Genomic DNA, 25,869 nt, shown 5'->3' with positions numbered 1-25,869 from the left:
GAGGCCGGAGCGCTGGGGGGAGCTCAGCTGTGCGCCAACGCTCCGGCCTTCGCCGGAACACCAGGATTGGCGCTGCGGGTGTGCCCTCCCGGGGGATGCATCATGCGCTCCGACCCGCTATAGCGCGGGGCAAATGACCGATCCGAAAACCTATCACGTCAAATCCTACGGCTGTCAGATGAACGTCTATGACGGCGAGCGCATGGCCGAGCTGATGGCGGCGCAAGGGCTCACTGCGACGGACGATGCGGGCGCGGCCGATCTGGTGGTGCTCAACACCTGCCACATCCGCGAAAAGGCCACCGAGAAAGTCTATTCGGAGATCGGCCGGCTGCGGAAGAACGCGGGCGAGCACGGTCGGCGCGCGCCGATGATCGCCGTCGCCGGCTGCGTCGCGCAGGCCGAGGGCGAAGAGATCATTCGCCGCGCCAAGGTGGACGTGGTGGTCGGCCCACAGGCCTATCACAACCTCCCCCGGCTGGTGGCGGACGCGGCGCACGGCACCGCCAGCCTCGATACCGACATGCCGGCGATCGCCAAGTTCGGCGCGCTCCCTGCCCGGCGCAGGGTCGGCCCCACTGCCTTCCTCACCGTGCAGGAAGGCTGCGACAAATTCTGCACCTATTGCGTCGTGCCCTACACGCGCGGCGCCGAAGTCAGCCGCGGCTTCGACTCGCTGATCGACGAGGCGAAGGCGCTGGTCGATGCCGGCGCCCGCGAGATCACGCTGCTGGGGCAGAATGTGAACGCCTGGTCGCAAGGCGAGCGCGGGCTGCACGATCTGATCGTCGCGCTCGATCGCATCCCCGGCCTCGCCCGCATCCGCTATACGACAAGCCACCCCAACGACATGACGCAGGGGCTGATCGACGCGCATCGCGACGTCGAAAAGCTGATGCCGTTCCTCCATCTGCCGGTACAGTCCGGCAGCGAACGCGTGCTCAAGGCGATGAACCGCAGCCACACGCGCGACAGCTATCTGCGCGTCCTCGATCGCGTGCGCGCCGCGCGGCCGGACATCGCGCTGTCGGGCGACTTCATCGTCGGCTTCCCCGGCGAAACCGATGCCGAGTTCGAGGATACGCTGCGGCTGGTCGACGAAGTCGGCTATGCCCAGTGCTTCAGCTTCAAATACAGCCCGCGGCCCGGCACCCCCGCGGCCGAAATGGAGGACGCCTTCGTCCCCGATGCAGTCGCCGACGAGCGGCTCCAGCGCCTCCAGGCCGCGCTCAACCGGCATCAGCTCGCGTTCAACGACGCCAGCGTCGGCAGCAGTTGCGCCGTTCTCCTCGAACGCGCCGGCCGCCACCCCGGCCAGATGATCGGCAAGTCGCCGTGGCTCCAGTCGGTGCATCTGGAAACCGATGCCGCGATCGGCGACATGGTCGAGGTCGATCTCGTCAGCGCCGGCCCCAATTCGCTGGCTGGCGTGGCGCGCGTGAAGCAAGCGGCGTGACACTGCCGGGGCGGTCGGCCTAGACGCAGCCGGAGTCGCCCGGGCCTCGCACAGCACGTGCGCCTGTGGCAGGGTCGCCCTGAAACCTGGGGAGGACACTGCGACCATGATCGCCGCAATCGGCCTGATCGGCGCGCTCGCGCTGCTCATCTTCATGACCGTGCGCGGCGTGAACATCCTGATCGCCGGCCCGGCGGCCGCGGCGGTGGTCGCGCTCACCAGCGGCATCGCCTGGCTGCCGCCGCTCGCCAGCGGCGGCGCGCCCGATTACGCCACCACCTATATGGCCGGCTTCACCGGCTTCTTCGCCGACTGGTTCTTCATGTTCCTGCTCGGCGCGATCTTCGGCGAAGTGATGCGCGTGTCGGGCGCGGCGGAAAGCGTGGCGCGGTGGATCGTCGGCACCATCGGCATTCGCCATGCCGTACTCGCGGTGGTCGGCGCCTGCGCGCTGCTCACCTATGGCGGCGTTTCGGTCTTCATCGTCGCCTTCTCGGTCTATCCGCTTGCCGTGCCCCTGTTCCGCCAGGCCGATCTGCCGCGTCGGTTCATCCCCGCGGCGCTCGCGTTCGGCTCGGTCACCTTCACCATGACGAGCGCCGGCTCGCCGGAGATCCAGAACCTCATCCCGATGCAGTATCTCGGCACTACTGCCTATGCCGGCTGGCAGGTGAGCCTGATCGTCGCAATTCTGATGGCGAGTCTCGGCTATTGGTGGCTCCAGCGCATGGTGCGCCGCGCGGTCGCGCGCGGCGAGCGGTTCGAGAGCCGCCCGAGCGACGAGCAGGTCGAGGGCGCCGGGGCCGACGAGCGCCCGCTGCCCCACCCGCTGCTCTGCCTGCTGCCGCTGGCCGCGGTGCTGGCTGTGTTCATGGCGTTCCAATATCCGCAGAGCCTTGGCGCGCTCTCGGCGATCCTGCCGGCGCAGTCGCTCGACAAATGGGCGCTGGTCGTGGCGCTCAGCGCGGGCACGGTGATCGCAATGCTGATCGGCCTGCGCGAGCGCGCGCGCATGCCGGGCGCTTTTTCGGTCGGCGCGACCGGCGCGGTGGTGGCGATCACCAACACCTGCGCCGTCGTCGGCTTCGGCGCGGTCGCCACTCTCTCGCCCGCATTCCAGCAGGCGCTGGAGATGGTGCGCGATCTGCCCGGCGACCCGCTGATCGGTGCCGCGATCGCCGTCACCGTCATCGCCGGCCTCACCGGGTCCGCGTCGGGCGGCCAGACGATCGCGCTCCCGCTGATCGCGCCGCACTATCTTGGCGCCGGCGCGGATCCTGCGGAGCTCCACCGCACCGTCGCCATCGCCTCGGGCGCGCTCGATAGCCTGCCGCACAATGGCTATGTCGTCACCACCATCCGCGCGATCTGCGGCGAAACGCATCAGGCCGCCTATGGGCCGGTCGGCGCGCTCACGGTCGTTGTGCCGGTGATCGGCCTGGCGGTGGCGCTGCTCCTCTTCGCGCTCTTCTAGCCCGCGTCGCGCCACTCCCCCGGCGCGAGCCCCTCGACCGTCCAGTCGCCCACCCGCCAGCGCACCAGCCGCAACGTCGGATGGCCCACCGCCGCGGTCATCCGCCGCACCTGGCGATTGCGCCCTTCGGTGATGGTGAGCGCGATCCAGCTGTCGGGCACGTTCTTGCGATAGCGGATCGGCGGATCGCGCTCCCACAGCGGCGGCGGCTCGATCACCGCCGCTTCCGCCGGGCGAGTCACGCCGTCATTCAGCGTCACGCCCCGGCGCAGTTGATCGAGCGCGTCCGCACCGGGCACGCCCTCCACCTGCGCCAGATAGGTCTTGGGCATCTTGTGCCGCGGCTCGGCGATCCGCGCCTGCAACCGCCCGTCGTCGGTGAGCAGCAGCAGCCCCTCGCTGTCCTTGTCGAGCCGTCCGGCCGGATAAACGCCGGGCACGTCGATCCACGCCGCCAGCGTCGCCCGCGCCACGTCCTCCGGGCCGCCGCTGAACTGCGAGAGCACGCCATAGGGCTTGTTGAACAGGATCAGCCGCGGCATCGCCCCGCCCTAGCCGCTGAGCCGGCGAAAGGCGACCGATGTGCGGCTCGCATGCACAAAGCCCCTGTCCTGCTCGCCTCATCCGTGCCATCCTCGCGCCTGCAATGCATGCCCGCCCGCATCCCCGCGTCGGAACCTTCCGCCTGCATGGCCTTTCCCTCCTCCGCTATCGCCGGGCCTTCGCCGCTGCCTTCCGCATCGGCGCACCCCGGCCTGAAAGGACCGCATGAGTCGCAAGCCCGTCCCCGCCCGGTCCGGCGAACGCAGCCGGGTCGAGGTGACGTTCGACAAGCCGCAGCTCCTGCCCCAGCTCTTCGGCGAATATGACAGCAATATTCTGGCGCTCGAGGAGCGGCTCGGCGTCTATATCCACGCCCGCGGCCAGCGCGTGGTGATCGAAGGCTCGGCGGAAGCGGTCGGCCATGCCCGCGAGGTTTTGCAGGAACTCCACGGCCGCGTCATGCGCGGCGAGGAGATCGACACCGGGCTGATCGATGCCGTCATCGCCATGGCGTCCGAGCCGACGCTCACCGGCATCATCTCGGCGGAAACCGGCGCGCCGCCCCCGTCGATCATGATCCGCACCCGCAAGAAGACGATCGTTCCCCGCTCGGTCACCCAGACGCGCTACATGCATGCGCTCGTCTCGAACGACATCATCTTCGCGCTCGGACCGGCCGGCACCGGCAAGACCTATCTCGCGGTCGCGCAGGCGGTGGCGCAGCTCATCACCGGCAGCGTCCAGCGGCTCATCCTCTCGCGCCCTGCGGTGGAGGCGGGCGAGCGGATCGGCTTTCTGCCTGGCGACATGAAGGAGAAGGTCGATCCCTATCTGCGCCCGCTCTACGACGCGCTCTACGACTGCCTTCCCGCCGAGCAGGTCGAGCGGCGCATCGCCTCGGGCGAGATCGAGATCGCGCCGATCGCCTTCATGCGCGGCCGCACGCTGGCCGACGCCTTCGTCATCCTCGACGAGGCGCAGAATACCACGCCGATGCAGATGAAGATGTTCCTCACCCGCTTCGGCCAGAACAGCCGGATGGTGGTCTGCGGCGATCCGAACCAGACCGACCTTCCCGGCGGTCCGCGCGCCTCGGGCCTGAACGACGCCGTCACGCGGCTGGACGGGATCGAGGGCATGGAGATGGTCCGCTTCACCGCCGCCGACGTCGTCCGTCATCCGATCGTCGGCCGTATCGTCGATGCCTATGAAGGCGGGGATTGAAGCGAGGAACCGATATTCGGGATGTGCGCTCATCCCCCGGCAACGGGATGCCGCGCGGCCGCACTGGATTTCGCGATTGTTTCGCCCGTGGCTGCGGCAAAACCGGCGCCGCCGCGTTACGCACAATGGGCGGGGGTTTCGCCCCCGGCGATTTCGCCTGACAGGAAGGTTTGAATGCTCGACGTTGCTGCCCAGCATGAAGCGCCATGGCCCGACCGCGACTGGGATGCACTCGCCGCGCGCGCCGCCACTGCCGCGCTTGCCGAGACGCCCTTCGCGGAGTGGCCGAAACTGCCGACGCTGATTGAGGTTTCGGTACGCCTGACCACCGACGCTGAAGTCCATGCGCTCAACCGCGACTATCGCGGGAAGGACAAGCCCACCAACGTGCTGTCCTTTCCAATGGTCCAGCAGGATCTGCTGCAGACGGTGACGCTGAACAGCGATGACGGCGAGGTGCTGCTGGGCGACATCGTCCTCGCCCACGGCGTCTGCGCGGCGGAAGCGGCCGAGAAATCCATCGCGATCGAGGATCATGCGACGCACCTGATTGTCCACGGCATGCTGCATCTGCTAGGCTATGATCACGAACAGGGGACTGCCGAGGCCGAGGCGATGGAAGCGATGGAACGTGCCGCGCTCAGGGACATGGGCCTGCACGACCCTTATCCGATGCACGAGGACTGACACCGACGATGGCCGAAGGCCCCAGTAGTACCGGAAACGGCGACAGTAGCTCCGACAGCGGCGGAATATGGCGCGGGCTTCGTACCCTGCTGTTCGGCGACGAACAGGCCGAAACATTGCGGGATCGCATCGAGGAGGCGATCGCCGAGCATGAGCGCGAGGCGGGTCTCCCCCAGGCCGGGGATCTCGCGCCGATCGAGCGGCAGATGCTGCGCAATCTGCTTCATTTCGGCGAACGCGACGCCGGTGACGTGGGCGTGCCGCGCGCCGACATCATCGCCATCGAGGAATCGACTCCCTTTGCCGAGCTGGTCGCGATCTTCGCCGAGGCAGGGCACAGCCGCCTGCCGGTCTATCGCGAGAAGCTCGATACCGTCGTCGGCATGATCCACGTGAAGGACGTGTTCGCGATCCTCGCGACCGGCGCCGAGCCGCCGGCGTCGCTCTCCGGGCTTCTGCGCCAGCCGCTCTATGTCCCCCAGTCGATGGGCGCGCTCGATCTGCTCGCGCAGATGCGGCTGCGGCGGACGCACCTTGCGATCGTGCTCGACGAATATTCGGGCACCGAGGGCCTCATCACGATCGAAGATCTGATCGAGGAGATCGTCGGCGAGATCGAGGACGAGCATGATGAGGCGCCGCAGGCGCTGCTGGTGCCGCTCGACGATGGCATCTGGGAAGCCGACGCTCGTGCCGAGCTCGAGGACGTGGCGGAGGCGATCGACGCGCGGCTCGCCGATGTGGAAGAGGATGTCGAGACGCTCGGCGGCCTCGCCTTCGTCCTCGCCGGCCATGTGCCGCAGCAGGGCGAATGCCTCGAGCATGACAGCGGCTGGACGCTCGAGATTCTCGATGCCGACACACGCCGGGTAAGCCGCCTGCGCCTCCACCCGCCCAGCGAAGCCGAAGCGACCGACTGACCGGCCGGGGCTCCTCCGCCAAACGCCTGCGCACGCGCGAAACGCCCTAGCCGCCGGGCCGCGTGCGGCCTATTCTGGCGGCATGCGCAAGTCCTTCCTGATCGTTCTCGCTATCTTCGTCGCGCTCGTTGCCGCGGTCTGGTTCTGGATCAGCCGTCCGGACGTGGCGCGGCTTTCCGTCGATGCGGTGAGCGGACGCCAGCCGGAAATCACGCCGCCGCGGCCCGAGGATTTCCCGACGATGGAGATCGCCGAGGCGGTCGGCTGGCCCGATGGTGCGTCGCCACGGGCCGCCGAGGGGCTTGCGGTCGCGCCGTTCGCGAGCGGCCTCGATCATCCGCGCTGGCTGCATCGTCTCCCCAACGGCGACGTGCTGGTCGCCGAAACCAATTCGCCTCCGCGCGAAGGCGGCGGCATCACCGGCCTGGTGATGGGGTGGATGATGGACCGGGCAGGCGCCGGCGTCCCTTCGGCAAACCGCATCACGCTGCTGCGCGATACCGACGGCGACGGCGCCGCGGATGCGCGATCGCCGCTGCTGACGGCGGAACAGGGGCTGAACTCGCCGTTCGGAATGGCGCTGCTCGGCGACTGGCTCTACATCGCCAACACCGATGCGCTCGTGCGCTACCCCTTCCGCGTCGGCCAGACACGGATCACCGCCGCCCCCGAAAAGGTCGTCGATCTGCCCGGCGGCGGCAACCACTGGACCCGCGACGTCGTCGCTGCTCCCGATGGCCGATCGCTCTTCGTCAGCATCGGCTCGGCCTCGAACATCGCCGAGAATGGCCTGGAGGCGGAGGAGGGCCGCGCCCGCGTCATCCAGGTGAATCCCGAGACCGGCAGCTCGCGCCTCTATGCCTGGGGGCTGCGCAATCCGGTCGGCATGGCGTTCGAGCCGGTGACGCAACGGCTGTGGGCCGTGGTCAACGAGCGCGACATGATGGGATCGGACATGCCGCCCGATTATCTGACGCAAGTTGATTTCGGCGCCTTCTACGGTTGGCCCTGGAGCTATTGGGGCGGCTATGAGGACAAGCGCGTCCGTCCCGGCCGGCCCGACCTGCTCGAATATACCAAGCGCCCGGACTATGCATTGGGGGCGCACACGGCGCCGCTCGGCCTCGCCTTTTCCGGCGAGACTCGCTTGGGCGATCGCTTCGCCCAAGGCGCCTTCGTCGGGCTGCACGGCTCGTGGAACCGTGTCCCGCCGTCGGGCTACAAGGTCGTTTTCGTGCCGTTCGGCGACAATGGCTTCCCCGTTCCCGGCGCAAAGCCGGTCGACGTGCTCACCGGATTTCTCAACGCGGAGGGCGAGGCGCAGGGGCGCCCCGTCGGGGTCGCCGCGGACAGCGGCGGCGCGCTCCTGGTGGCGGATGACGTCGGCAACGTCATCTGGCGGGTCAGCGCCGCGCCGCGCTGACCGGCGGCGCCGTCAGGGCGCCTCGTACCGCACTGGCTGATAGTCGCGGTTGCGCGCTTCGGACCAGATTGGCTCGGCGGGCCCGAATTCCTGGCCGAACTCGCGCGCCCAGGCGCTTTCGGGGCGCGGCAGCGATTGCGCAACGGCATGCTTCGCCGGCCGGGCATAGAGATAATAGTCGTTCATTCCCGACCGCGTGAACTGCGCGAGCATCGCTCCCCCGCAAGCGCCGAGCACCAGCGTACCCGCGGCACCGATCGCCAGCGTCCGACGAAATCTGCGGCGGCGGAGCCAGGCCTCGTATCGCGGGGACAACGACATGCTCTCGACAAATCCCGATCCTGCCTTCCTGTTCCGCTCATTCGAGCAATTTGGGCCCTTCGCGCGTGAGCTTGGCGCGGATCTTCTCGGCGAACAGTGCGAGGAACGACGGCAGATCGATCTGCGCGCGCACCTTGTCTTCCTCCACGTCGAGGCGGCACGCAATGCGCTGACCCATGGCCTCCACGGTGAAGGCCATGGTGTCGCCTTCCCAGCGATGTTCCACCGTTCCGCCGCCCGGGAACATGTCGGCCAGCTTGCCGATCCCCTTGTCGATCCGTTCCTTCGCCGCGTCGCGGCCGAGGCCATGGGGAATCTCGACGGTGATCGGCTCGGGCATCGGCGCTTCCTTCACTGGCAACGGCTTTCTGGCGAACGCCCGCTCCGCACGGGCGTTGCCTCGGCAGCGCTACCCGACCGGCACGGACACCGCGAGCATGCACGCGAGTACTGCGGCGTTTGGCTCTCCCGTTGCTCGTGCGGATCGGCTAGGCCCCACCCATGCTTCGTCGCCCGCTCCTCACGCTCCTCGTGGCAGGCATGGCCTCCGCCACCGGCTTCGCGCCGCTCTCGCTCTGGCCGGTGCTGCTCGCCTGCCTTGCGGTGCTGCTCTGGCTGGTGTTCGCAGCGCCCACCCTCCGATCGGCGCTGCTGCGCGGCTGGGTGTTCGGCGTCGGCCATTTCACCATCGGCAACAACTGGATTCAGCACGCTTTCGACTATCAGGACAAGATGCCGCCCGTGCTTGGCTATTTCGCGGTCGTGCTGCTGGCGCTCTATCTCGCGGTCTATCCGGCGATGGCCGCGGGTCTCGCTTGGAAATACGGCCGCAGGGGAACCACTTCCGACGCGCCCTATGTGCTGATCTTCGCGGCTGGCTGGATCGTCACCGAGTGGCTGCGCGCGACGATGTTCACCGGCTACAGCTGGAATCCGCTCGGCGTCGCCTGGCTGCCGCTGCTCGGCATCGCCCAGCTCGCCCAGCTGGTCGGCACCTATGCGCTGTCGGGCGTGACGATCCTCGCCGCGGGTGCGCTCCTCCTGCTCGTGCGCCGCGACTGGAAGCTGCCCGCCGCACTCGCCGGCGTGTTCGCGCTGGCGCTCGTCTTCCTCTCGCCCGGCGCGCAGCCCGATTATCCGGCCGATCATCCGCGCGTGCGCGTCGTCCAGCCGAACATCGGCCAGGAAGGCGTCAGCGACCCCGACTATGCCGAGCGGGTGTTCGCAGCACTGATCGGTCTCAGCGGCGGCCCCGGGCCGGCGCCACGGCTGGTCGTCTGGCCGGAGGGGATGGTCAATTACTACATCGAAAGCGGCTATCCGCAGCAATGGTATTGGCAGGGCTCGGCCGAAATGGTCCGCCGCCGCATCGCCGCGCTGCTCGGCCCCCGCGACCGTGCGCTCGTCGGCGGCAACGCCCTTCTCTTCGACGAGGCCGGGACGGTCACCGGAGCCAGCAATTCGGTGTTCGTCGTCACGCCCGATGCGCAGCTCGCCGGCCGCTACGACAAGGCGCACCTCGTTCCCTATGGCGAGTATCTGCCGCTGCGCGCCTTCCTCGGCCCGCTCGGCCTTGCCCGGCTGGTGATGGGGGATATCGATTTCATTCCCGGCCCGGGGCCGCAGGGACTTGCGGTGCCGGGCTTCGGCACCGTCGGCATGCAGATCTGCTACGAGATCATCTTCTCGGGCCAGGTCGTCGATCCCGGCAACCGTCCCGCTCTGCTCTTCAATCCCTCAAACGATGCCTGGTTCGGCAGCTGGGGCCCGCCCCAGCATCTCGCCCAGGCGCGGATGCGCGCGCTCGAGGAAGGGCTGCCGATCCTGCGCGCCACGCCGACCGGCATTTCGGCGGTGATCGATGCCGATGGACGCCTTCTCGCGTCGATCGCGCCGGGCGCCGCCGACGCAGTCGAAGTGCCGCTGCCGCGCCCGCATCCGCCGACGCTGTTCGCCCGGCTCGGCAACTGGCTCGCCTTGCTCGTCGCCCTGCTGTTCGCGGGCGGGGCCATTGCCATCCGCCGGTTCGCTCGCTAGGGCGCATATAACGAAAGCTTTATATCCGGCTTTCCGGCCGGATGCCTACCCGAAGCCAGAGGAAATCCATGCGTTCCGACTTTCTCTTCACGTCCGAATCGGTGTCCGAGGGTCATCCCGACAAGGTTTCCGACCAGATCTCCGACGCCATTGTCGATCTGTTCCTGTCGAAGGACCCCGAAGCGCGCGTCGCCTGCGAAACGCTGACCACGACTCAGTTCGTCGCGCTTGCCGGCGAGATCCGCTGCAAGGGCGTGTACGAGAATGGCGACTGGGCTCCGGGCGCGCTTGACGAAATCGAGAAGACGGTGCGCGATACCGTGAAGCGCATCGGCTATGAGCAGGAAGGCTTCCACTGGAAGACGCTCACCTTCGAGAACCGTCTGCACGGCCAGTCGGCCCACATCGCGCAGGGCGTCGACGCCAGCGGCAACAAGGACGAAGGCGCCGGCGACCAGGGCATCATGTTCGGCTATGCGATCGACGACACGCCCGAGCTGATGCCGGCGACGCTCTATTACAGCCACAAGATCCTCGAGCGCATGGCCGCCGACCGCCACTCGGGCGCGGCCCCGTTCCTTGAGCCCGACGCCAAGAGCCAGGTCACGCTCCGCTATTCGAACGGCAAGCCGGTCGCCTGCACCGCGATCGTCGTGTCGACCCAGCACGCAGAAGGCTATGACGCGGGCGACAAGGAAGCCGAGCTCAAGGCCTATGTGAAGAAGGTCGTCGCCGACGTAATCCCGGCCGAGCTGCTGTCGGACGCGACCGACTATCACATCAACCCCACCGGCAGCTTCGTGATCGGCGGACCGGACGGCGACGCCGGCCTCACCGGGCGCAAGATCATCGTCGACACCTATGGCGGCGCGGCCCCGCATGGCGGCGGCGCGTTCAGCGGCAAGGATCCGACCAAGGTCGATCGCTCGGCGGCGTACATCACGCGCTATCTCGCCAAGAACATCGTCGCTGCCGGCCTTGCCAAGCGCTGCACGATCCAGCTCGCCTATGCGATCGGCGTCTCCAGGCCGTTGTCGCTCTATGTCGATACGCACGGCACCGGCACCGTGGGCGACGACAGGATCGAACAGGCGCTCGGCAAGATCGAGAAGCTGGGCGGCCTCACCCCGCGCGCGATCCGCACCCATCTCGGCCTCAACAAGCCGATCTATGCGAAAACCGCCGCCTATGGCCATTTCGGCCGCGCCGCCGAGGGCGATTTCTTCCCTTGGGAGAAGACCGATCTGGTCGAGGATCTGAAGGCGGCGCTCGCCTGATCCGAATCAAGACAAGCCTAAGCACTTCTTAGGCATTGCGAATTACGACGCCATCGGACGACAAGGAGTGTTGTCCGATGGCGTTTTCACGACAGGCTGGCGGGTGCAAGGGATGCCGCGGCGCGGAGTCCGATTTCGCGCTCGCAATGGCCTTTCAGCCGATCGTAGATATCGAGACCGACACGGTCTTCGCCTATGAGGCGCTGGTGCGCGGAGCGGACGGCGCATCCGCGGCCACGCTGCTCGGGGAGCTTACCGAGGATACGCGCTACGCCTTCGACCAGGCGTGCCGCAAGGCCGCGATCGAACAGGCGGTGAAGGCCGGCATCCTGGACACGCCGGCCCGGCTCTCGATCAATTTCCTGCCCAATGCAGTCTATTCGCCGGTTGCCTGTATCCAGCTCACGCTGCGCACCGCGCGGGCGACGGGTTTCCCGACCGAACGGCTGATGTTCGAATTCACCGAGAATCAGCAGCTCGACGTGGCGCATGTCGGCGGCATCATCGCTGCCTATCGCGAGATGGGATTCACCACTGCGCTCGACGATTTCGGCGCGGGCCATGCCGGGCTCGGGCTGCTCGCGCGATTCACGCCGGACCTGATCAAGCTCGATATGGAGCTGGTGCGCGGCATCGAATCCAGCCTGCCCCGCCGACTGATCGTCGAAGGCGTGTTGCGCATGGCCCACGGCATGGGCGTCACGGTAATCGCCGAAGGCATCGAGACCGCGGCCGAAGCGGCAACGCTGCGCGGCCTCGGCGTCCGTTATCTCCAGGGCTATCATTTCGGCCGGCCCGCGATCGGCGCGCTGCCGCTGATCGAACAGCGTTCCGTGCGCCGCGCCGCGCTGCGCTGATCGCACCGCCTACGCGCGCGACTCGCGGCAACAGCGGCTTTGCCAGTCGGACACTACGAAGAATCCACCATGCGGAAGACTCCAATGCGGCACCGCCCGTAGTTCCGCCACGGGCGCGTTAACCATTAATCAACGGTCAGCAGGAGGAATCACATGCTCGACCGTCTCGCCCGCCCCCACCCCGTATTCGCCGCCGATGTCGTCACCTTCCAGCCGATCGTCGATGCCGAGACGGCGCAGCCCTTCGCCTATCAGGCGCTGACTCGCCGCCCCGTCGCCGATCCCGCGGCGGCCGTCGCAGTCCTTCGCAGCGCAGTGGCGGCTGGGCTGGCGGAAAGCGGTGCGCTGCTCGCCATTCCGCTCGCGCTCGACGCGCCCGCCCGCACGCTCCTCGCGGCGTTGTTGCGCGAGGCGTTCGCGCAGCGCCTCCCGGCGCACCGGCTCGTCATCCTCGTCAGTGCCGACGAATATGGCACTCCCGGCGCCGCGGCGCGGCTCGTGGGGGCGTGCGGCGAACAGGGGCTCGCGGTCGCCTTCACCGATTTCTCCGCCGGGCCGGTCGGCGTACAGCTGCTCGCACGTCACACGCCGCACTTCGTCGCGCTCGATCCGGCGCTCGTCCGCAATCTCGAGACAAGCGCCGCGCGCCGCCTCGTCGTCGCCGGCGTGCTGCGGCTCGTCCGGCGCACCGGCGCACCGCTGGTCGCGCCTGCGATTCGCACCGCCGCCGAACTCGCCACGCTGCACGGCCTCGGCCTGCGCCTAGTGCAGGGCGACTGGATCGCCCCCGCCACTGCCACGCTCGCCATGCCCCGCTCGGCAGCCGAAGCGGACATCGTCCAGGCGCCGCTTCGCCGCCAGCATGCGGTGCTCGCACGCCGCGAGCTCCCGGCCACGCACCGCCGCCTTCAGCACCACCAGCGCCCCGCCCGCGCCCCGGCGCAGCTCGCAGTCGCCGAGGAGCTTGCGATACTCGCCTGACCACGGCCGCTTTCCTGTAGCGCAAGGCTGCGCTAGGCGGCGCAGCCGATGAACGATCCCGCCACCATCCGCCGTCTCTATGGCCGCCGCCAGGGGCACAAGCTTCGCGCCGGCCAATCCGCCCTCGTCGAGGAACTGCTGCCGCGCGTGGCGGTGCCCGAATCCGGGCCGCTCGACGCGCCGGCGCTGTTCGGTGACTGCCGCCCGCTCGAGTTCGAAATCGGCTTCGGCGGCGGCGAACACCTCGCCGGTCAGGCCGCCGCCCGCCCGGATCATGGCTTCATCGGCTGCGAGCCCTTCCTCAACGGCGTGGTCGGGGCGCTCAACCACATCCGTGACGCCGCGCTGGACAATGTCCGCCTGCACATGGGCGACGCGCTCGAGGTGCTCGAGCGTCTTCCCGACGCCAGCCTGGAGCGGCTCTACCTGCTCCATCCCGATCCCTGGCCCAAGGCGCGCCACGCCAAGCGCCGCATGGTGAACCACGGCCCACTCGATCTGATCGCGGCGAAGCTGAAGCCGGGCGCCGAATTCCGGCTCGGCACCGACGATCCCACCTATTGCCGCTGGTCGATGATGGTGATGAACCAGCGCCGCGACTTCGAATGGCAGGCCGCGACCGCGCAGGATTTCCTCACGCGCCCCACCGACTGGCCCGAAACCCGCTACGAACGGAAGGCCCGCCGCAAGGGCCACGAGGTCTGGTACTTCCGCTACCGGCGAAGCTAGAGCGGGTTCGCGGGTAACATCCCCTGCCGCTCTTCGACGCGCCGTGTTGCGGTTCCGCTTCCCTGCACGGATCGATCAATCCGCCGTGGCGAGCCTCGCTAGGCGCTCGGCGAGGTCGGCGCGGCGGAAAGGCTTCTCCAGACGAAGCAGGTCCGGAGCTATTCCTTCCACGTCCGCATAGCCTGAGATGATGAGCGCGCGCACCGTCGGCAGACGCCGGCTCACTTCGCGGGCGAGTTCGGTACCGGACATCCCCGGCATCAGATGATCGGTTATGAGGATGCGCGGCGTCAGACCCCGGTCGACGAGTTGCAGCGCTTCCTCTGCCGAATTGGCCTCGACCACCGTGTAGCCGAAATCGGAGAGCATGTCGGCAGTGCTGGTGCGCACCAGCTCCTCGTCGTCGACGACCAGCACGGTTCCGGCGCCGCGGACCGACTCCACCACCTTCTCGCTCTTAGGGGCGAACAGCGCGGTGTTGGCGACCGGGAAACGCAGCTCGATTGTGGTGCCGAGCCCTGGCGTGCTGAAGATCGCCAGCGAACCGCCAAGCTGCGCCGCGAGTCCGTGCACCATCGAAAGGCCGAGGCCGGTTCCCTTGCCGATGCCCTTGGTGCTGAAGAAGGGTTCGACCGCCCGCTTCAAAGTCGCCTCGTCCATGCCCGAACCGGTGTCGGCGACCGACAGTCGAACATAGCGTCCGGCGGGTAGGTCATGCGGATTTGGCGCGTCGAGAACTTCCAGCTCCGCCGAGATACCGAGCGTACCCCCATCCGGCATCGCGTCGCGCGCATTCACCGCCAGATTCAGTACCGCCATCTCGAGCTGATTGGCATCCGCATACGCCGGCGGCAGATCGCCCGCTATGTTCACCGCAAACTTGATCTGCGGCCCTGTCGTGCTCTCGACGAGTTCGGCCATCCCCTCGATCACTCGGCCGACGTCCACGGCGGCGGGCTGAAGCGGCTGACGCCGCGCAAAGGCGAGCAGGCGCTGCACCAGCACCTTGGCCCGCTCGGCAGACTGGAGCGCTCCGTCGATCAGCCGCCACTCGCGCTCGCCGCCCAGTCCCTTGCGTTGCAGAAGGTCGAGTGCGCCCGTGATGGGAGTGAGAAGATTGTTGATGTCGTGCGCCACGCCGCCGGTGAGCTGCCCCATGCTCTCCAGCTTCTGGCTTTGGCGCAGCGCCTCCTGCGCTTCCTTCAGTTCGCTGATGTCGCGGCCCTCCGCCACCAGCCACACCGCATCGCCGCGGTCGTCGAGCACCGGCTTCAGCGAGAAGTCGATGGTTGCGCGCACATCGCCCGCGCCGCGCATCTCATGCTCCTCGCGCACCGTCTCCCCCTCCCCGGCGCGGCGGATACCCGCCTCGATCGCTTCCTGCAGCGCCGGATTGCCGCGCATGGGAGCGGCCAGCCAGAAGCGTCGGCCGACGATCTCCTCCGGCTCGATCTCGCTCCAGCTGAGCGCGGTGCGATTGACTTCAATAACGGTGCCGTCGGGCTTCAGCAGCGCCATGAACTGGAGCGCGGAATCGAAGATGCCGCGGAAGCGGCGTTCGCTCTCGCCGAGCGCGAGCGTACGCTCGGCGACCCGCTGCTCGAGCGTGTCGTTCAACTCGTGCAGCGCCGTTTCGGCGAGCTTGCGGTCGTGAATATCGGTCGATGTGCCGAACCAACCGGTGACCGTGCCGGTCTCGTCGCGCAGCGGTTCGGCTCGGGCGACATACCAACGGTATTCGCCGTCGAGACGGCGGTATCGCAGCTCGTTCTCATAGACAACTCCGCGCGCCCGCGCGTCCGCCCACATCGCGGCGTTGTGATCGGCATCCTCGGGGTGGACCATCGCCGTCCAGCCATCGGGTACGGCTTGATCGGGCGTCTGGCCGGTATATTCGTACCAGCGGTCGTTGAAATAATGCAGCTCGCCGTCGGGAGTGGCAAACCAGACGAACGCCGGAAGCGCATTGGTGAGCGTGCGCAGCCGCGCCTCGCTCTCGCGCTGCCGCTCCTCGATCTCGCGGCGCTCGTCGATATCGATCACCGAGCCCACATAGCCCAGATACTCACCCTCATCGCCGAAGCGCGGGGAGGCGGCGTCGATCGCCCAGCGATAGGTGCCCTCCGCCCGGCGCAGGCGGTATTCGACGCGGAACGGCGCCCGCGCCGCATTCGCTTCGCGGAATGCCCGCTCGGCCTCTTCCTTGTCTCCCGGATGGGTCGCCTCGAGCCAGCCGAAGCCTTCGGCCTCCGCTTGCGTCTGCCCGGTGAACTCGTACCAGGCGCGGTTGAGATAGGTGCAATAGCCGCTGGGATCGGTAACCCACATCATCACCGGCGCGTGATCGGCCATGTTGCGGAAGCGTGCCTCGCTTTCCTGAAGCGCCACCTCGGCACGGCGCCGCACCGAAATGTCGTTGAACAGAATGGCGACGCGGCGCTCGGCTGGATCGCCGATGCGGAATGCATAAATGTCGAACCAGCGACCGAGCGCCTCCGATCCCTGCTCGAACCGTTCCGGCGCGCCGGTGCGCGCGACGCGCACATAGGTTTCAAACCACTGTTCCTCGAGCGCCGGGGCGGCCTCGCGCAGCCAGCGGCCGAGGATTTCCTCCGGGAAGCCTGTCTGCCGATAAAAGGCCGGGTTCGCCTCCACCACGCGATAGTCGCTTCGTCCCTCACATGCGTCGACATCAACCTCGACCACGCAGAATCCGGATTCGATCGCATCGAACAGGGTGCGATAGCGAGTCTCGCTCTCGCGAAGAGCGACGAGCCGCGCACGCGCCTCATATTGACGCCGCCGTGCGCGCAACGCCGAGCTGGCGAGGCTGACGAGAGTTGTGGGATGAAACGGTCGCTCAAGGAAGGAGACGTTGCCTAGCAGGTCCAGATACCGCCGCGCGGCCGGATTGCGCTCAAGCCCGCCACCGCCCCGCGTCAGCAGGATGAACGGCAGGTCCGACCACTCCTCCTGATCCTCGATCCATTCGACGAGCGGGTTGAGATCGGCAGTGGAAATCGCCTCCTCGGTCAGGACGACGAAGGCCGCGCCGCAGTCGAGTTCGGCGATCAGCGCCGGCGGCGACGCGCAGGCTAGCGCCTCGATCCCCGCTTCCTCCAGCAGGGTCACGGCGATCGCGCCGTCGCGCCCCCGGGGGGCGAGTACCAGCCCCCGCTCGGAGACGGTCGTCCGCTTCACGCGTCGCCGCTCGTCATCAGCCCCGCATCGCCCTGCAGCGCCGGCACGCCGCGCAGAATCCCCTGAAAACCGGTCAGCGGAGCACCAAGCGTCACGCCGCGCTTGCGGATCTGATATTCGGGGATCGTGTTCTCATGCGCGCCGGTGCGCTTCTTCACCACCGAGATCGCACGCCGGACGCGCCCCAGTGCCTCGAAATAACGCAGCAGGACAACGGTGTCGGCAAGATAGGTGACGTCAAAAGGCGGCTTGATGTCGTCCACCAGCCCTTGCTGCGCCACTGTCAGAAAAGTCGTGGCGCCGCGGCGGTTCAGATACTGGAGCAATTCGTGCACGTGCAGGACCAGCGCGTGCTCACCGGGCATCGCCGCCTGATAGCCGTTCAGGCTGTCGACCACGATCGTTCGGACGTCCTGCTCCTCGACACACCGGCGTACGCGTGCGGAGAACTCGCCGGGAGTGAGTTCGGCGGCATCGACCTGTTCCAGCACGAGCGCGCCCGAGTCGATCATGCTGCGGAGATCGAAACCGAGCCCTCCGGCCCGTTCGATAGGGAGCCCCCGCTCCTCGTCGAAGACGAACATCGCCGCACGCTCGCCACGCTCGACCGCGTTCGCGACCAAGGTGAGCGCGAGCAGGCTCTTGCCCGTACCCGCGGGCCCCATCACGAGAACGCTCGAACCGCGCTCCACGCCACCGCCGAGCAGCGCGTTGAGCTCGGGGGAGTCGGTCGTCAGCAGTTCGCGCGCGAAAGCGGTCTTGTGCTCGGCCGACACCGGGCGCGGATAGACGCACACTCCGCCTGTGGTGATCGTGAAGTCGTGAAAGCCGCCGCGGAAACCGCGCCCGCGATATTTGATGACGCGCAGGCGGCGGCGCTCGGCGCCATATTCGGGCGCGAGCTCCTCGAGCCGCACAACGCCGTGCGCCACCGAGTGCACCGTCTTGTCATTCGTGTCCGTCGTCAGATCGTCGAGCATCAGCACGGTCGCGCCGCTGCGCGAGAAAAATGCTTCAGCGCCAGGATCTGGCGGCGATAGCGAAGCGAACTTTGCGCCAGCAGGCGGATCTCCGACAGGCTGTCCAGCACCACCCGATCCGGCTTCACGCGCTCGAAGGCTTCGAACACGCGCTTCGTGGTCTCGCCGAGCTCCAGGTCCGACGAATAGAGCAGGCTCTGCTGCTGCTCCTCGTCGAGCATATTTTCGGGCGGGACGAGTTCGTAGACATTAACTCCCTCAAGGTTCCAGCCATGTGCGCTCGCGGTCGCGCGAAGCTCGTCCTCGGTTTCCGACAGCGTGACGTACAGGCAGCGCTCGGCTTGCGCGGCGCCGGCGATCAGGAACTGCAGCGGGACGGTGGTCTTGCCGGTTCCGGGGCTACCCTCCAGAAGGAACGTCCGTCGGCGTTCGAGTCCGCCCCGCAACACGTCGTCCAGCCCGATAATGTTCGTGCATGCATTCGGCGCGGCCTCGTGCATCCTCGTCTCCTCGCGCAACTCATCCGATCGCGGGCGCAGCGGGCGTCGCTAGCACACAGTTCGAGGAGCTGTAACGGAGAAAGCGGGCTTCAGGTCACCGCCGGGCCGGGCGGGACCTAGCCCCGGGATCAAGGCGGGCAGACGCGCGCGAAGAAGCGGCCTTGTCCTCGTCGAGCCGGGTTGCAGCCGCGCGGAAGCATTTGAGCTTCTTGAAGAAGCGCCCCGGAAGGCCGCGCGGCAGCGGGAGCGGAAGACAGGGGCCGGCGACGCCGCGTCGCGGACGACCGGCCACGCCGGATCGCCCACTTCATTCGTGAAACGCCAACTCGAAATACTCCGGTCGTGATCCCGCCAGCGCCAAGGGCCGGCGGGACCTTCCACGTCACGGAGTTTCGTTGACGTTTCCTTCGGCTCCGCCCCAGCCCATGTCGGCGCCATAGGGCATGTTGCGCATCATCGCCTCGATCAGCACGATCCTGCCGTCGATGACCTTGAAGAGTTCGTAGAGGAACAGCGTCCGGGGAAGCCGCTGGCGCTCGCGCGTGATCTGGTGCGGCCTGCCGCGGATCGTGAGCGTGCGCTCGACGTCGGGCATGTCGAAGGCGGTGATCGCGAGCACCAGGCCCCGGTCGGTATCGACCACCGGGATGCGCACGTCGCGATAGCTGTGCATGTAGCGCAGCCGCCGCAGCCCTTCGGCGCAGCTCATGCTCAGCCGGTCGGGATTGTTGGTCGTCTGGTATCCGTTCTCGAAGCGGTTGCAATCGGGATGCAGCACCGTGCGGCCTGGATCGCCGAAGATGATGCCGTCGAAATAGCCCCGGGCGATCGCCTCGAGCTCCTCGCGCGTCGACTGGCGCTCGGCCGGAACGAAGGCGCGGAAGAGCGGATCGGGAATGTTGAACGCGCGCGGGCGGAACAGCGGAAAATCGCCTTCGCGCGCCACCATCAGCTCGCTTTCGATGATCTGCCGTCCGGCGACCTTCAGTCGCACCACGAGGAAGGCGTCCCTCGGTTCGCCCTCGGTCTCGCGGCCTTCGTTGACGACGCCCAGCACCACGATCTCGCCGGTCGTCGGATCGACCATCGTATGCCGATAGGGCCAGGCGGTCGCGGTGCTCCACACGCCCTCGCCCGGCGGGACCGCGACACCGTTTTCGGTCGCCTTCAGCGAAGCCGCGAACGGCACCGATGCGGGATCGTTCGCGCTCAGCGCGTCGAGATAGGTGCCGGTGATATCGAGCAGGCAGCGCTCGTCACACTCCTGCGCGGCGACGGGCAGCGGCGCGAGCATCAGCAGCGCCGCGATCAGGAAGGGCAGTCGGATCATCCTCTCACTCCTCACATCTCGAACCGGAAGCCGACGCGGAATGCCCGGCCCACCCGGTCGTAGTTGGCGCCGCCCGAGATGGTGAAGATCGGCGGGGGCGCGGTGTCGAACAGGTTGGCGACGTGGAAGAACAGCTCGCGACGTCCGTCGCCGCCACCCACATCCTGGCTCAGCTGAAGATTGACCACGGTGCGCGCGGGCACGCTGTTGTCGCTGATCGCGGTCGGCGTATCGAACGTGACGTCGTATTTGCCCGATCCGATGTAGCTGGCATCGGCGACCGCCCGGAAGCCGGCGTTCGCGTAGCTGAGCGTCAGGTTGCCGGCCCATTCGGGCTGACCGTTCAGCAGGTCGCCGGCACGATCGATGCTGGTGACGCCGTCGCTCGTTTCCAGCGAGAAGACGCGGTTCGCCAGCAGGCGGATGCCGAAGCGGCCGCCGCCCAGCGGCGCCGAATAGCCGAGCTCGATGTCTAGGCCGTCGGTCTTGACCGATTGGAGATTGAGAAACGGGTTATCGATGCGGGTGATCGCGCCAGTGGCCGCCGAGCGGGTGATCAGATCGCACAGCGCTGCGGAGCCGGCGAAGCAGCGATTGACGATCTCCTGAAGCGACAGGGTCGCGATCGCGCCGTCGATCTCGATATTATAATAGTCGACCGAAGCCTGGAGCCCGGGCAGGAAGCGCGGCTGAAACACCACGCCCGCCGCAGTCGTATCCGCCGTTTCCGGCTCCAGCGCGGGATTCCCGACCGAGAAGGTCTGAGTGAGATATTGGGTGTTCGAGAGGGGGTCGATGATCCCGGCCGATTGCTGGATCGGCGCACTGTAGAGTTCGAGGATGTTGGGCGCACGAATGTCGCGCGAGCGCGTGGCGCGGAACCGCAGCCCCTCGACCGGCGCGTAGTTCACACCGAGCTTCCAGGTCGTGACGCCGCCGCTGGTCGAATAGTCGGTATAGCGGACCGCTCCGTTCAGATCGAGCGCGTGCAGCGGCACGCCGCCGTCACGCGCGAGCGGAACGACGAGCTCCGCAAAGCCTTCCCGTACATCGAACCCGCCCTCCAGCGCCTGCGGGTTGCCGATCGCGAATGCCCCGGCCTGCGACAGCGCATCGGCGGTCTGCACCGCCTGTTCCTCGCGATACTCGGCACCGACGGCAAAGCTAACCGGCCCTGCCCAGGTGGCGAAGGGCTCGCCCGAAACACTTGCTGCGACCACCTTCTGAGTCAGTTCCAGTTCGGCACGCGAGGTACCGAGGACATAGTCGATCGCCGCAGCCGAGGCGACGCCGACACCGAACGGATTGAGCGGCTGGCAACCGTTGCCGGGACTGGTCAGCGTCGATCGGCAGACGGGGCCGTTGGGGCCCTGCACCACGTCGATCGCATTGCGCAGGTTGGCGACCAGCGCGTTGTTGCCGATGATGAACACGTTCGTGTTGCGGCCATATTGGGCATAGGCGTCGAGCGTCCATCCGCCTCCAATTCCGCCTTGCAGGCCGACGACGCCGCGCCACGTCTCGTTGGTCCGACGCACTTCACCGCGTCCCCAGTCGGCCGAATAGCGGCCCAGGCTGATGCTGGTCAGGCTCAGGCTGTCCATCTGCGCCGCGATCGGCGCGGGGATGAACGGATTCTCGCGCCGGATCGTGAAGGCGCCCGTGACTGCGGTATTCGCCGGGGTCGTGAAATAGGGCCCGGGGCGGGTCGTCGCCGCAAGTGCGGTGGCGTAGAGTGACAGGTCGTCACCTACGTCCCAGCTGAGCTTCGCGAAGCCCGAAGCGCGCTCCTGCGGGAGCGCCAGATAGGCAAGCTCGTTGAGCCAAGGCTCGTCGGCAGGGCCGTCGAGCGCCTGATATACGCGACCGATATAATGGCCGTAGGGAAACTGGCCGATCGCCCCACCGGGGCCGAAGCGCGTCCCCTGAAGCGGACCAGAGGTGATCACGCCGCCCCACGAAACACCCGAGAAATAGGCATAAGGCAGGATCAGCCGCTGGAATTGGCCGTTGGTCGGTGCGTATCCCGGATTGGTGACCACCGTCGCCAGCGGGTAGCGATTGTTCTGGCGCGAGAAGGGCGCCACGCCCTCGGCCTTCAGGAACTCGCCGCTGATCACGAAATGCCCGCGATCGCCCAGTGGCGTGCCGAAGGCCACACCCCCCTTGTAGGTGGCATTGTCGCCTTCGTCGGTGATTCCCGCCTCCAGCGTGCCGCGCAGACCTTCGAAGCGCGTGTCGAGCACGAAATTCACCACGCCCGATACCGCGTCGGACCCCCATGCGGCAGAGGCGCCGCCCGTGACCACATCGACTCGCTCGATCAGCAGCGACGGCAGGATCGAGACGTCGACGGTGCCGACCGCGGTCGAGGGCACCACGCGCTGGCCGTCGAGCAGCACCAGGGTGCGGTTCGCGCCGATGCCGCGCAGATTGACGAAGCTCTGCCCCGCGGTGCCCGAATTTCCGACGCCCGCGGTGCTCGCGGTGGAGCTGTTCTTGAACGCGGGAAGCGTCACAAGCGCGTCGACGATCGTCGCCGGCGCCTTGGCGTCGAGCAATTCGCGCCCGACCACGGTTGTCGGCGTCGGCGCGTCATACCCGTCGCGCCCGACGCGCGTGCCGGTCACGACGATCGCGGCTCCCTCGGGCTGCGATTGCTCCACCGATGCCGGCTCTGCGGCGACGTTGTCCTGCGCAGCCGCCGCAAGCGGCACTCCCGCGAAATACAACGCGGCGATACTCGTCCCGGCGCGCATCCACGCGCCGCGACGGCCCAGGCTGATGGCCATCTGATCTTCCCCTCCGAATGCAGGGCGTCTCGGCGCCCGTTGCAGGGAAGCTGACCAAGATTGTTATGTGAGTCAACAATAATGTTGACTCTGCAACCTTTCATTCGGCAGGACGGTGACGAGTGACTCCCTTGGTGGGCGAACGGCGCGGCCCCGCGCGGCGGGGCTCGGATCGGAGCGCGCCCGCCACCCGCTGGATTAGATCGAGCAGGGTTTCGGCCTCGGCGCGAGTCAGGTCGCCGAGCAACTTCGCCTCCTGCGCAAGCGCGACGGGCACGATCCGCTCGTAGAGCGCCAGACCGGCGGCGTTGAGGAACAGCCGCGAAGAGCGGCCATCGGCGGGATTGCTGCGCTCCTCGAGCAGGTCGCGGCGGGCCAGCGACGCCACGGTGCGGCTGATCGATGCCTTGTCGTATCCGATCGTCTGCGCGACCTGCGCGGCACTCGCGCCCGGTTCTGAAACCAGGTGCAGCATGACACGCCACTCCATCAGCGTGACGTCGAACGTGTCTCGGTAAACGGCCGAATTGTTGGCAGCCAGCCGGTGCGCGGCCTGGGTGATGAGCGCCGGAATGAACCGTTCGAGCCGGATGCGACCCTCGGCATCCAGTTCCTCGGCGACATTCGGGAACTGCACCCCACTCTCCCGGACCGTCCCTGCCATGCGAGTCCCTTCCACTGTTCGGCGCGGACCTTCTCGGGCACGGCCGGGAAGTCAAGCACGGCAGCGGCGTCAGGCGCTCTCGCGTGCGAGCAGTCGAAAGCCCACATCGACGCAGCGTTCCGCCGTCGGCTTGCCTTCCGCATGCCGCCGGATCGCCGCGATCGCCTCGCGCGCGATACGCGACCCATCGATGTCGACGGTCGTGATCGTCGGCCGCATCTCTCCGGCAAGCGCGCTGTTGCCGAATCCCATGACGGCAATGTCGTCGGGCACCTTCAGCCCCGCGGCCTGCGCCTCGACGATCAGTCCCTGCGCCAGATAGTCCGATCCGCAGACGACCACGTCGGGCATCTCTTCGAGCCGGCGGATCGTGGCGAAGGCCCGCCGCGCATGGCCGAAGCGCGACGGGATGTCGACGCGGTCCTCGCTCGGCGGGGTTCCGCCCTGTGCCTGCCATTCCTCGCAGAAGCCGTCGCGCCGCATCGTCGCGCGCGTGCCCTGCGCCGTGATGACGTGCGGCCGACGATACCCACGCGTCACCAGGAAACGCGCGATGTCGCGTCCCACCGCCCGATGCGAGAAACCGACGGCGAATTCGACCGGATCGTCCGGCAGTTCCCATAGCTGGATGAACAGCGTCCGGCTGCGCCGGGCGAGCGAGACGACCGCGTCGTTGATCGGTCCGGTCGAGATGATCGCATCGGCGCGACGGCTGAGAGCGGCGCGCACCAGCTGCTCGGTTCGCACGGTCGAGACGCCGGTGAGCCCGAGCATGACATTGGTTCCCGCGGCGGTCAGATCCTCCGACATCGATTCGATCGTGTCGTTGAAGATCGAATCGGTGAGGTGCGGAATCAGTACCGCGACCAGTCTGCTGCGGCTGGATGCGAGTCCACCCGCGAGCAGGTTCGGGATATAGCCGGTCTCCGCGATCGCGGCGCGGATGCGTTCGGCCGTCGCCTCCGCGACGACATCCGGATTGTTCAGGAAGCGGGACACGGTCGAGCCGGAAATACCGGCGCGTGCGGCGACGTCGTCGAGCGTCGGAGTCTTGGCGGAATCGCTCAAACCAGGTTCGCAGCCTTCAGCTTCGGTCGAACGCCGTCCTATACTGGGGCGGGCCCGCTTGGAAGCGGCAGGCTATTCGAAGCGGAGCGGCACCGACAGGGCGCCGATCTCGGGCCAGCGCGTCGGCAATATCTCGCCCGCCAGCGCGAAGCCGCGGGTGCGAGCCAGCAGTTCCTCCAGTGCGACGCGCAACTGCATCCGGCCGATATGCGCGCCGGGGCAACGATGGGGGCCGCGCCCGAAGGCGAGATGATCGGCAATGTTGGGCCGGCACATCTCGAACCTATCGCCGTTCGGAAAGACGCTCTCGTCGCGGTTCGCCGAGGCGTAGACGAGCGCGATCGGCTCGTCGGCCGGGATGCTGCGCCCGCCGATCTCCACGTCGCGCACGGCGGTGCGCGCGAAGCCGCGATAGGGCGAATAAAGGCGCAGAAACTCTTCGACGGCATCGGGAATCAGCGCCGGCTCCGCGCGCAGCCGGTCCTGCAGCGCACGGTCGCGCGATAGATGCACGGCGATGTTGCCGATCATCACCATCGGCGCGACCATTCCGACCACCAGCACCTGTCGTACCGTCCCGACGATCATGTCATGCGGCAGCGGCTCACCGTTATGGCGCGCGGCAAGCAGCGCGCTGGTCGGATCCTCGGCCGGATCCATCGGTTCGCGCGTACGGATCGCGATCAGGTCGCGCGCCATGTCGTATAACCGCAGGCTCGTTTCCTTCATCGAGCTGTCGATCGCCGAATGCACCGCCAGGATGAACGCACGCCCCGCATCGTGCAGCGTATCGAGCCACTGTTCGGGCATGTTCATCCATTCGCCGAACACATGAACCGGCAGATAGGAGGAAAATTCGGCGCAGATATCGCCCTCCCCCTTCGCGAGCAGCGGAGCGAGCATCCGCACTGTGATCTCCCGCGTCACCGGCGCCAGCCGTTCGGACCGCTCGTAGGACAGCAGCGGGTTGAGCGCGCGGCGGTACGGCGTGTGCTCCGGCGGATCGAGATGCAGCGGCGGACGGCGGCCGGTGAAGGCCACGCGCGGCACCACATTCTGCTTCGACGTCACGAAAGTCGCGGCGTCGGAGGCCGCGCGCTTCACATCCTCATAGCGGGTCAGCGCCCAGAATCCGCCCCATGCATCGGTGTGCGCGACCGGGCATTCGGCACGCAGCCGCGCATAATCGGCATGGGCGCTGTCGAAGCTCTCGGGTGCCAGCGGGTCGAAGTCGCTTGGGGGAATGATAGGCATGGGAGGTGTCCTTGGCGCTGCCCCCGCTTCGTAGAAGTCACGATGGAGTACTGCAAGCGCTGTCATCTTAAATGGCCAGCGGTCTGCGGCAGCACTGCGCCGCGGCAGCCGCCATTCCCTACCGAGGTGCGCCACAGGAACGGCAGAGCGA

20 protein-coding genes and 1 pseudogene are annotated in these 25,869 nt (G+C 67.6%); 11 read left to right on the top strand and 10 right to left on the bottom strand.

Annotation, left to right across the window (positions count from 1 at the left end):
- Positions 1-133: 133 nt before the first annotated feature.
- Positions 134-1,456, top strand: coding sequence for a tRNA (N6-isopentenyl adenosine(37)-C2)-methylthiotransferase MiaB (gene miaB / locus H7V21_RS13180; RefSeq protein WP_188054179.1), 1,323 nt, complete (start codon positions 134-136; stop codon positions 1,454-1,456).
- A 106-nt stretch (positions 1,457-1,562) separates the two neighbouring features.
- The gene (locus H7V21_RS13175) at positions 1,563-2,930 is read left to right on the top strand and encodes a GntP family permease (RefSeq protein ID WP_188054178.1); all 1,368 of its coding nucleotides are present in this window, start codon (positions 1,563-1,565) and stop codon (positions 2,928-2,930) included.
- Here the strand turns inward: H7V21_RS13175 and H7V21_RS13170 are convergent.
- Positions 2,927-3,472 (bottom strand): pseudouridine synthase, encoded by a 546-nt coding sequence (locus H7V21_RS13170; RefSeq protein WP_188054177.1) that lies wholly within the window; start codon positions 3,470-3,472, stop codon positions 2,927-2,929. The genes H7V21_RS13175 and H7V21_RS13170 overlap by 4 nt on opposite strands.
- Positions 3,473-3,698: 226 nt before the next feature.
- On the opposite strand from H7V21_RS13170, the gene H7V21_RS13165 reads away from it, so the two are divergent.
- From H7V21_RS13165 to H7V21_RS13150, 4 genes are all read left to right on the top strand, one after another.
- On the top strand, positions 3,699-4,697 hold the full coding sequence (locus H7V21_RS13165; RefSeq protein ID WP_188054176.1) for a PhoH family protein: 999 nt from the start codon (positions 3,699-3,701) through the stop codon (positions 4,695-4,697).
- 174 nt (positions 4,698-4,871) lie between these two features.
- On the top strand, positions 4,872-5,384 hold the full coding sequence (gene ybeY, locus H7V21_RS13160; RefSeq protein WP_188054175.1) for an rRNA maturation RNase YbeY: 513 nt from the start codon (positions 4,872-4,874) through the stop codon (positions 5,382-5,384).
- An 8-nt stretch (positions 5,385-5,392) separates the two neighbouring features.
- A complete protein-coding gene (locus H7V21_RS13155; RefSeq protein ID WP_188054174.1) occupies positions 5,393-6,304 on the top strand; it encodes a hemolysin family protein in 912 nt (303 codons plus the stop codon).
- An 82-nt stretch (positions 6,305-6,386) separates the two neighbouring features.
- Positions 6,387-7,727: a PQQ-dependent sugar dehydrogenase gene (locus tag H7V21_RS13150; protein WP_188054173.1), complete on the top strand. Its 1,341-nt coding sequence runs from the start codon at positions 6,387-6,389 to the stop codon at positions 7,725-7,727.
- 12 nt (positions 7,728-7,739) lie between these two features.
- On the opposite strand, the gene H7V21_RS13145 is transcribed toward H7V21_RS13150, so the two are convergent.
- Both H7V21_RS13145 and H7V21_RS13140 read right to left on the bottom strand, forming a co-directional pair.
- Positions 7,740-8,048, bottom strand: a complete 309-nt coding sequence (locus tag H7V21_RS13145; RefSeq protein WP_188054172.1) for a hypothetical protein — start codon at positions 8,046-8,048, stop codon at positions 7,740-7,742.
- Between the two features lie 37 nt (positions 8,049-8,085).
- Positions 8,086-8,388 carry a polyhydroxyalkanoic acid system family protein gene (locus tag H7V21_RS13140; protein ID WP_188054171.1) on the bottom strand — a complete coding sequence of 101 codons (303 nt, stop codon included), beginning with the start codon at positions 8,386-8,388 and terminating at the stop codon, positions 8,086-8,088.
- 161 nt (positions 8,389-8,549) lie between these two features.
- Here H7V21_RS13140 and lnt point away from each other — a divergent pair, with 161 nt between their 5' ends.
- The 5 genes from lnt to trmB all read left to right on the top strand — a co-directional run bounded on the left by lnt (position 8,550) and on the right by trmB (position 13,929).
- A complete protein-coding gene (gene lnt, locus H7V21_RS13135) occupies positions 8,550-10,085 on the top strand; it encodes an apolipoprotein N-acyltransferase (RefSeq protein ID WP_188054170.1) in 1,536 nt (511 codons plus the stop codon).
- 68 nt (positions 10,086-10,153) lie between these two features.
- Positions 10,154-11,362 carry a methionine adenosyltransferase gene (metK, locus tag H7V21_RS13130; RefSeq protein WP_188054169.1) on the top strand — a complete coding sequence of 403 codons (1,209 nt, stop codon included), beginning with the start codon at positions 10,154-10,156 and terminating at the stop codon, positions 11,360-11,362.
- Between the two features lie 146 nt (positions 11,363-11,508).
- On the top strand, positions 11,509-12,219 hold the full coding sequence (locus H7V21_RS13125) for an EAL domain-containing protein (protein ID WP_188054168.1): 711 nt from the start codon (positions 11,509-11,511) through the stop codon (positions 12,217-12,219).
- A 153-nt stretch (positions 12,220-12,372) separates the two neighbouring features.
- The gene (locus H7V21_RS13120) at positions 12,373-13,200 is read left to right on the top strand and encodes an EAL domain-containing protein (protein ID WP_188054167.1); all 828 of its coding nucleotides are present in this window, start codon (positions 12,373-12,375) and stop codon (positions 13,198-13,200) included.
- A gap of 48 nt (positions 13,201-13,248) precedes the next feature.
- The gene (gene trmB, locus H7V21_RS13115) at positions 13,249-13,929 is read left to right on the top strand and encodes a tRNA (guanine(46)-N(7))-methyltransferase TrmB (RefSeq protein ID WP_188054166.1); all 681 of its coding nucleotides are present in this window, start codon (positions 13,249-13,251) and stop codon (positions 13,927-13,929) included.
- 75 nt (positions 13,930-14,004) lie between these two features.
- Here the strand turns inward: trmB and H7V21_RS13110 are convergent, their stop codons facing one another.
- The 7 genes and pseudogenes from H7V21_RS13110 to H7V21_RS13080 all read right to left on the bottom strand — a co-directional run bounded on the left by H7V21_RS13110 (position 14,005) and on the right by H7V21_RS13080 (position 25,718).
- Complete coding sequence (locus H7V21_RS13110) at positions 14,005-17,130, bottom strand: PAS domain S-box protein (RefSeq protein WP_188054165.1); 3,126 nt, start codon at positions 17,128-17,130, stop codon at positions 14,005-14,007.
- Positions 17,127-18,610: pseudogene (locus H7V21_RS13105) on the bottom strand (ATPase domain-containing protein). The gene H7V21_RS13110 and the pseudogene H7V21_RS13105 overlap by 4 nt, the downstream one beginning before the upstream one ends.
- A 382-nt stretch (positions 18,611-18,992) precedes the next feature.
- Positions 18,993-19,940: a hypothetical protein gene (locus tag H7V21_RS13100; RefSeq protein WP_188054164.1), complete on the bottom strand. Its 948-nt coding sequence runs from the start codon at positions 19,938-19,940 to the stop codon at positions 18,993-18,995.
- Between the two features lie 11 nt (positions 19,941-19,951).
- A complete protein-coding gene (locus tag H7V21_RS13095) occupies positions 19,952-22,732 on the bottom strand; it encodes a TonB-dependent receptor domain-containing protein (protein ID WP_188054163.1) in 2,781 nt (926 codons plus the stop codon).
- Between the two features lie 100 nt (positions 22,733-22,832).
- Positions 22,833-23,396: a MarR family winged helix-turn-helix transcriptional regulator gene (locus tag H7V21_RS13090; protein ID WP_188054162.1), complete on the bottom strand. Its 564-nt coding sequence runs from the start codon at positions 23,394-23,396 to the stop codon at positions 22,833-22,835.
- 69 nt (positions 23,397-23,465) lie between these two features.
- Complete coding sequence (locus tag H7V21_RS13085) at positions 23,466-24,464, bottom strand: LacI family DNA-binding transcriptional regulator (protein WP_188054161.1); 999 nt, start codon at positions 24,462-24,464, stop codon at positions 23,466-23,468.
- 72 nt (positions 24,465-24,536) lie between these two features.
- On the bottom strand, positions 24,537-25,718 hold the full coding sequence (locus H7V21_RS13080; RefSeq protein ID WP_188054160.1) for a cytochrome P450: 1,182 nt from the start codon (positions 25,716-25,718) through the stop codon (positions 24,537-24,539).
- Positions 25,719-25,869: the final 151 nt, after the last annotated feature.

Source organism: Sphingosinithalassobacter sp. CS137 (assembly GCF_014334115.1).
GTDB lineage: Bacteria > Pseudomonadota > Alphaproteobacteria > Sphingomonadales > Sphingomonadaceae > Sphingomonas.
This window is presented reverse-complemented; position numbering and strand designations above follow the sequence as displayed.

What these genes read in the sequence shown, in the direction of transcription:
- H7V21_RS13150 (WP_188054173.1), top strand. Translation starts at nt 6,387, where the DNA reads ATGCGCAAGTCCTTCCTGATCGTTCTCGCTATCTTCGTCGCGCTCGTT.
- H7V21_RS13095 (WP_188054163.1), bottom strand. Translation starts at nt 22,732, where the DNA reads ATGGCCATCAGCCTGGGCCGTCGCGGCGCGTGGATGCGCGCCGGGACG.
- H7V21_RS13175 (WP_188054178.1), top strand. Translation starts at nt 1,563, where the DNA reads ATGATCGCCGCAATCGGCCTGATCGGCGCGCTCGCGCTGCTCATCTTC.
- H7V21_RS13145 (WP_188054172.1), bottom strand. Translation starts at nt 8,048, where the DNA reads ATGTCGTTGTCCCCGCGATACGAGGCCTGGCTCCGCCGCCGCAGATTT.
- trmB (WP_188054166.1), top strand. Translation starts at nt 13,249, where the DNA reads ATGAACGATCCCGCCACCATCCGCCGTCTCTATGGCCGCCGCCAGGGG.
- H7V21_RS13155 (WP_188054174.1), top strand. Translation starts at nt 5,393, where the DNA reads ATGGCCGAAGGCCCCAGTAGTACCGGAAACGGCGACAGTAGCTCCGAC.
- H7V21_RS13080 (WP_188054160.1), bottom strand. Translation starts at nt 25,718, where the DNA reads ATGCCTATCATTCCCCCAAGCGACTTCGACCCGCTGGCACCCGAGAGC.
- miaB (WP_188054179.1), top strand. Translation starts at nt 134, where the DNA reads ATGACCGATCCGAAAACCTATCACGTCAAATCCTACGGCTGTCAGATG.
- H7V21_RS13090 (WP_188054162.1), bottom strand. Translation starts at nt 23,396, where the DNA reads ATGGCAGGGACGGTCCGGGAGAGTGGGGTGCAGTTCCCGAATGTCGCC.
- metK (WP_188054169.1), top strand. Translation starts at nt 10,154, where the DNA reads ATGCGTTCCGACTTTCTCTTCACGTCCGAATCGGTGTCCGAGGGTCAT.
- H7V21_RS13125 (WP_188054168.1), top strand. Translation starts at nt 11,509, where the DNA reads ATGGCCTTTCAGCCGATCGTAGATATCGAGACCGACACGGTCTTCGCC.
- ybeY (WP_188054175.1), top strand. Translation starts at nt 4,872, where the DNA reads ATGCTCGACGTTGCTGCCCAGCATGAAGCGCCATGGCCCGACCGCGAC.
- H7V21_RS13120 (WP_188054167.1), top strand. Translation starts at nt 12,373, where the DNA reads ATGCTCGACCGTCTCGCCCGCCCCCACCCCGTATTCGCCGCCGATGTC.
- H7V21_RS13100 (WP_188054164.1), bottom strand. Translation starts at nt 19,940, where the DNA reads ATGATCCGACTGCCCTTCCTGATCGCGGCGCTGCTGATGCTCGCGCCG.
- H7V21_RS13140 (WP_188054171.1), bottom strand. Translation starts at nt 8,388, where the DNA reads ATGCCCGAGCCGATCACCGTCGAGATTCCCCATGGCCTCGGCCGCGAC.
- H7V21_RS13170 (WP_188054177.1), bottom strand. Translation starts at nt 3,472, where the DNA reads ATGCCGCGGCTGATCCTGTTCAACAAGCCCTATGGCGTGCTCTCGCAG.
- H7V21_RS13165 (WP_188054176.1), top strand. Translation starts at nt 3,699, where the DNA reads ATGAGTCGCAAGCCCGTCCCCGCCCGGTCCGGCGAACGCAGCCGGGTC.
- lnt (WP_188054170.1), top strand. Translation starts at nt 8,550, where the DNA reads ATGCTTCGTCGCCCGCTCCTCACGCTCCTCGTGGCAGGCATGGCCTCC.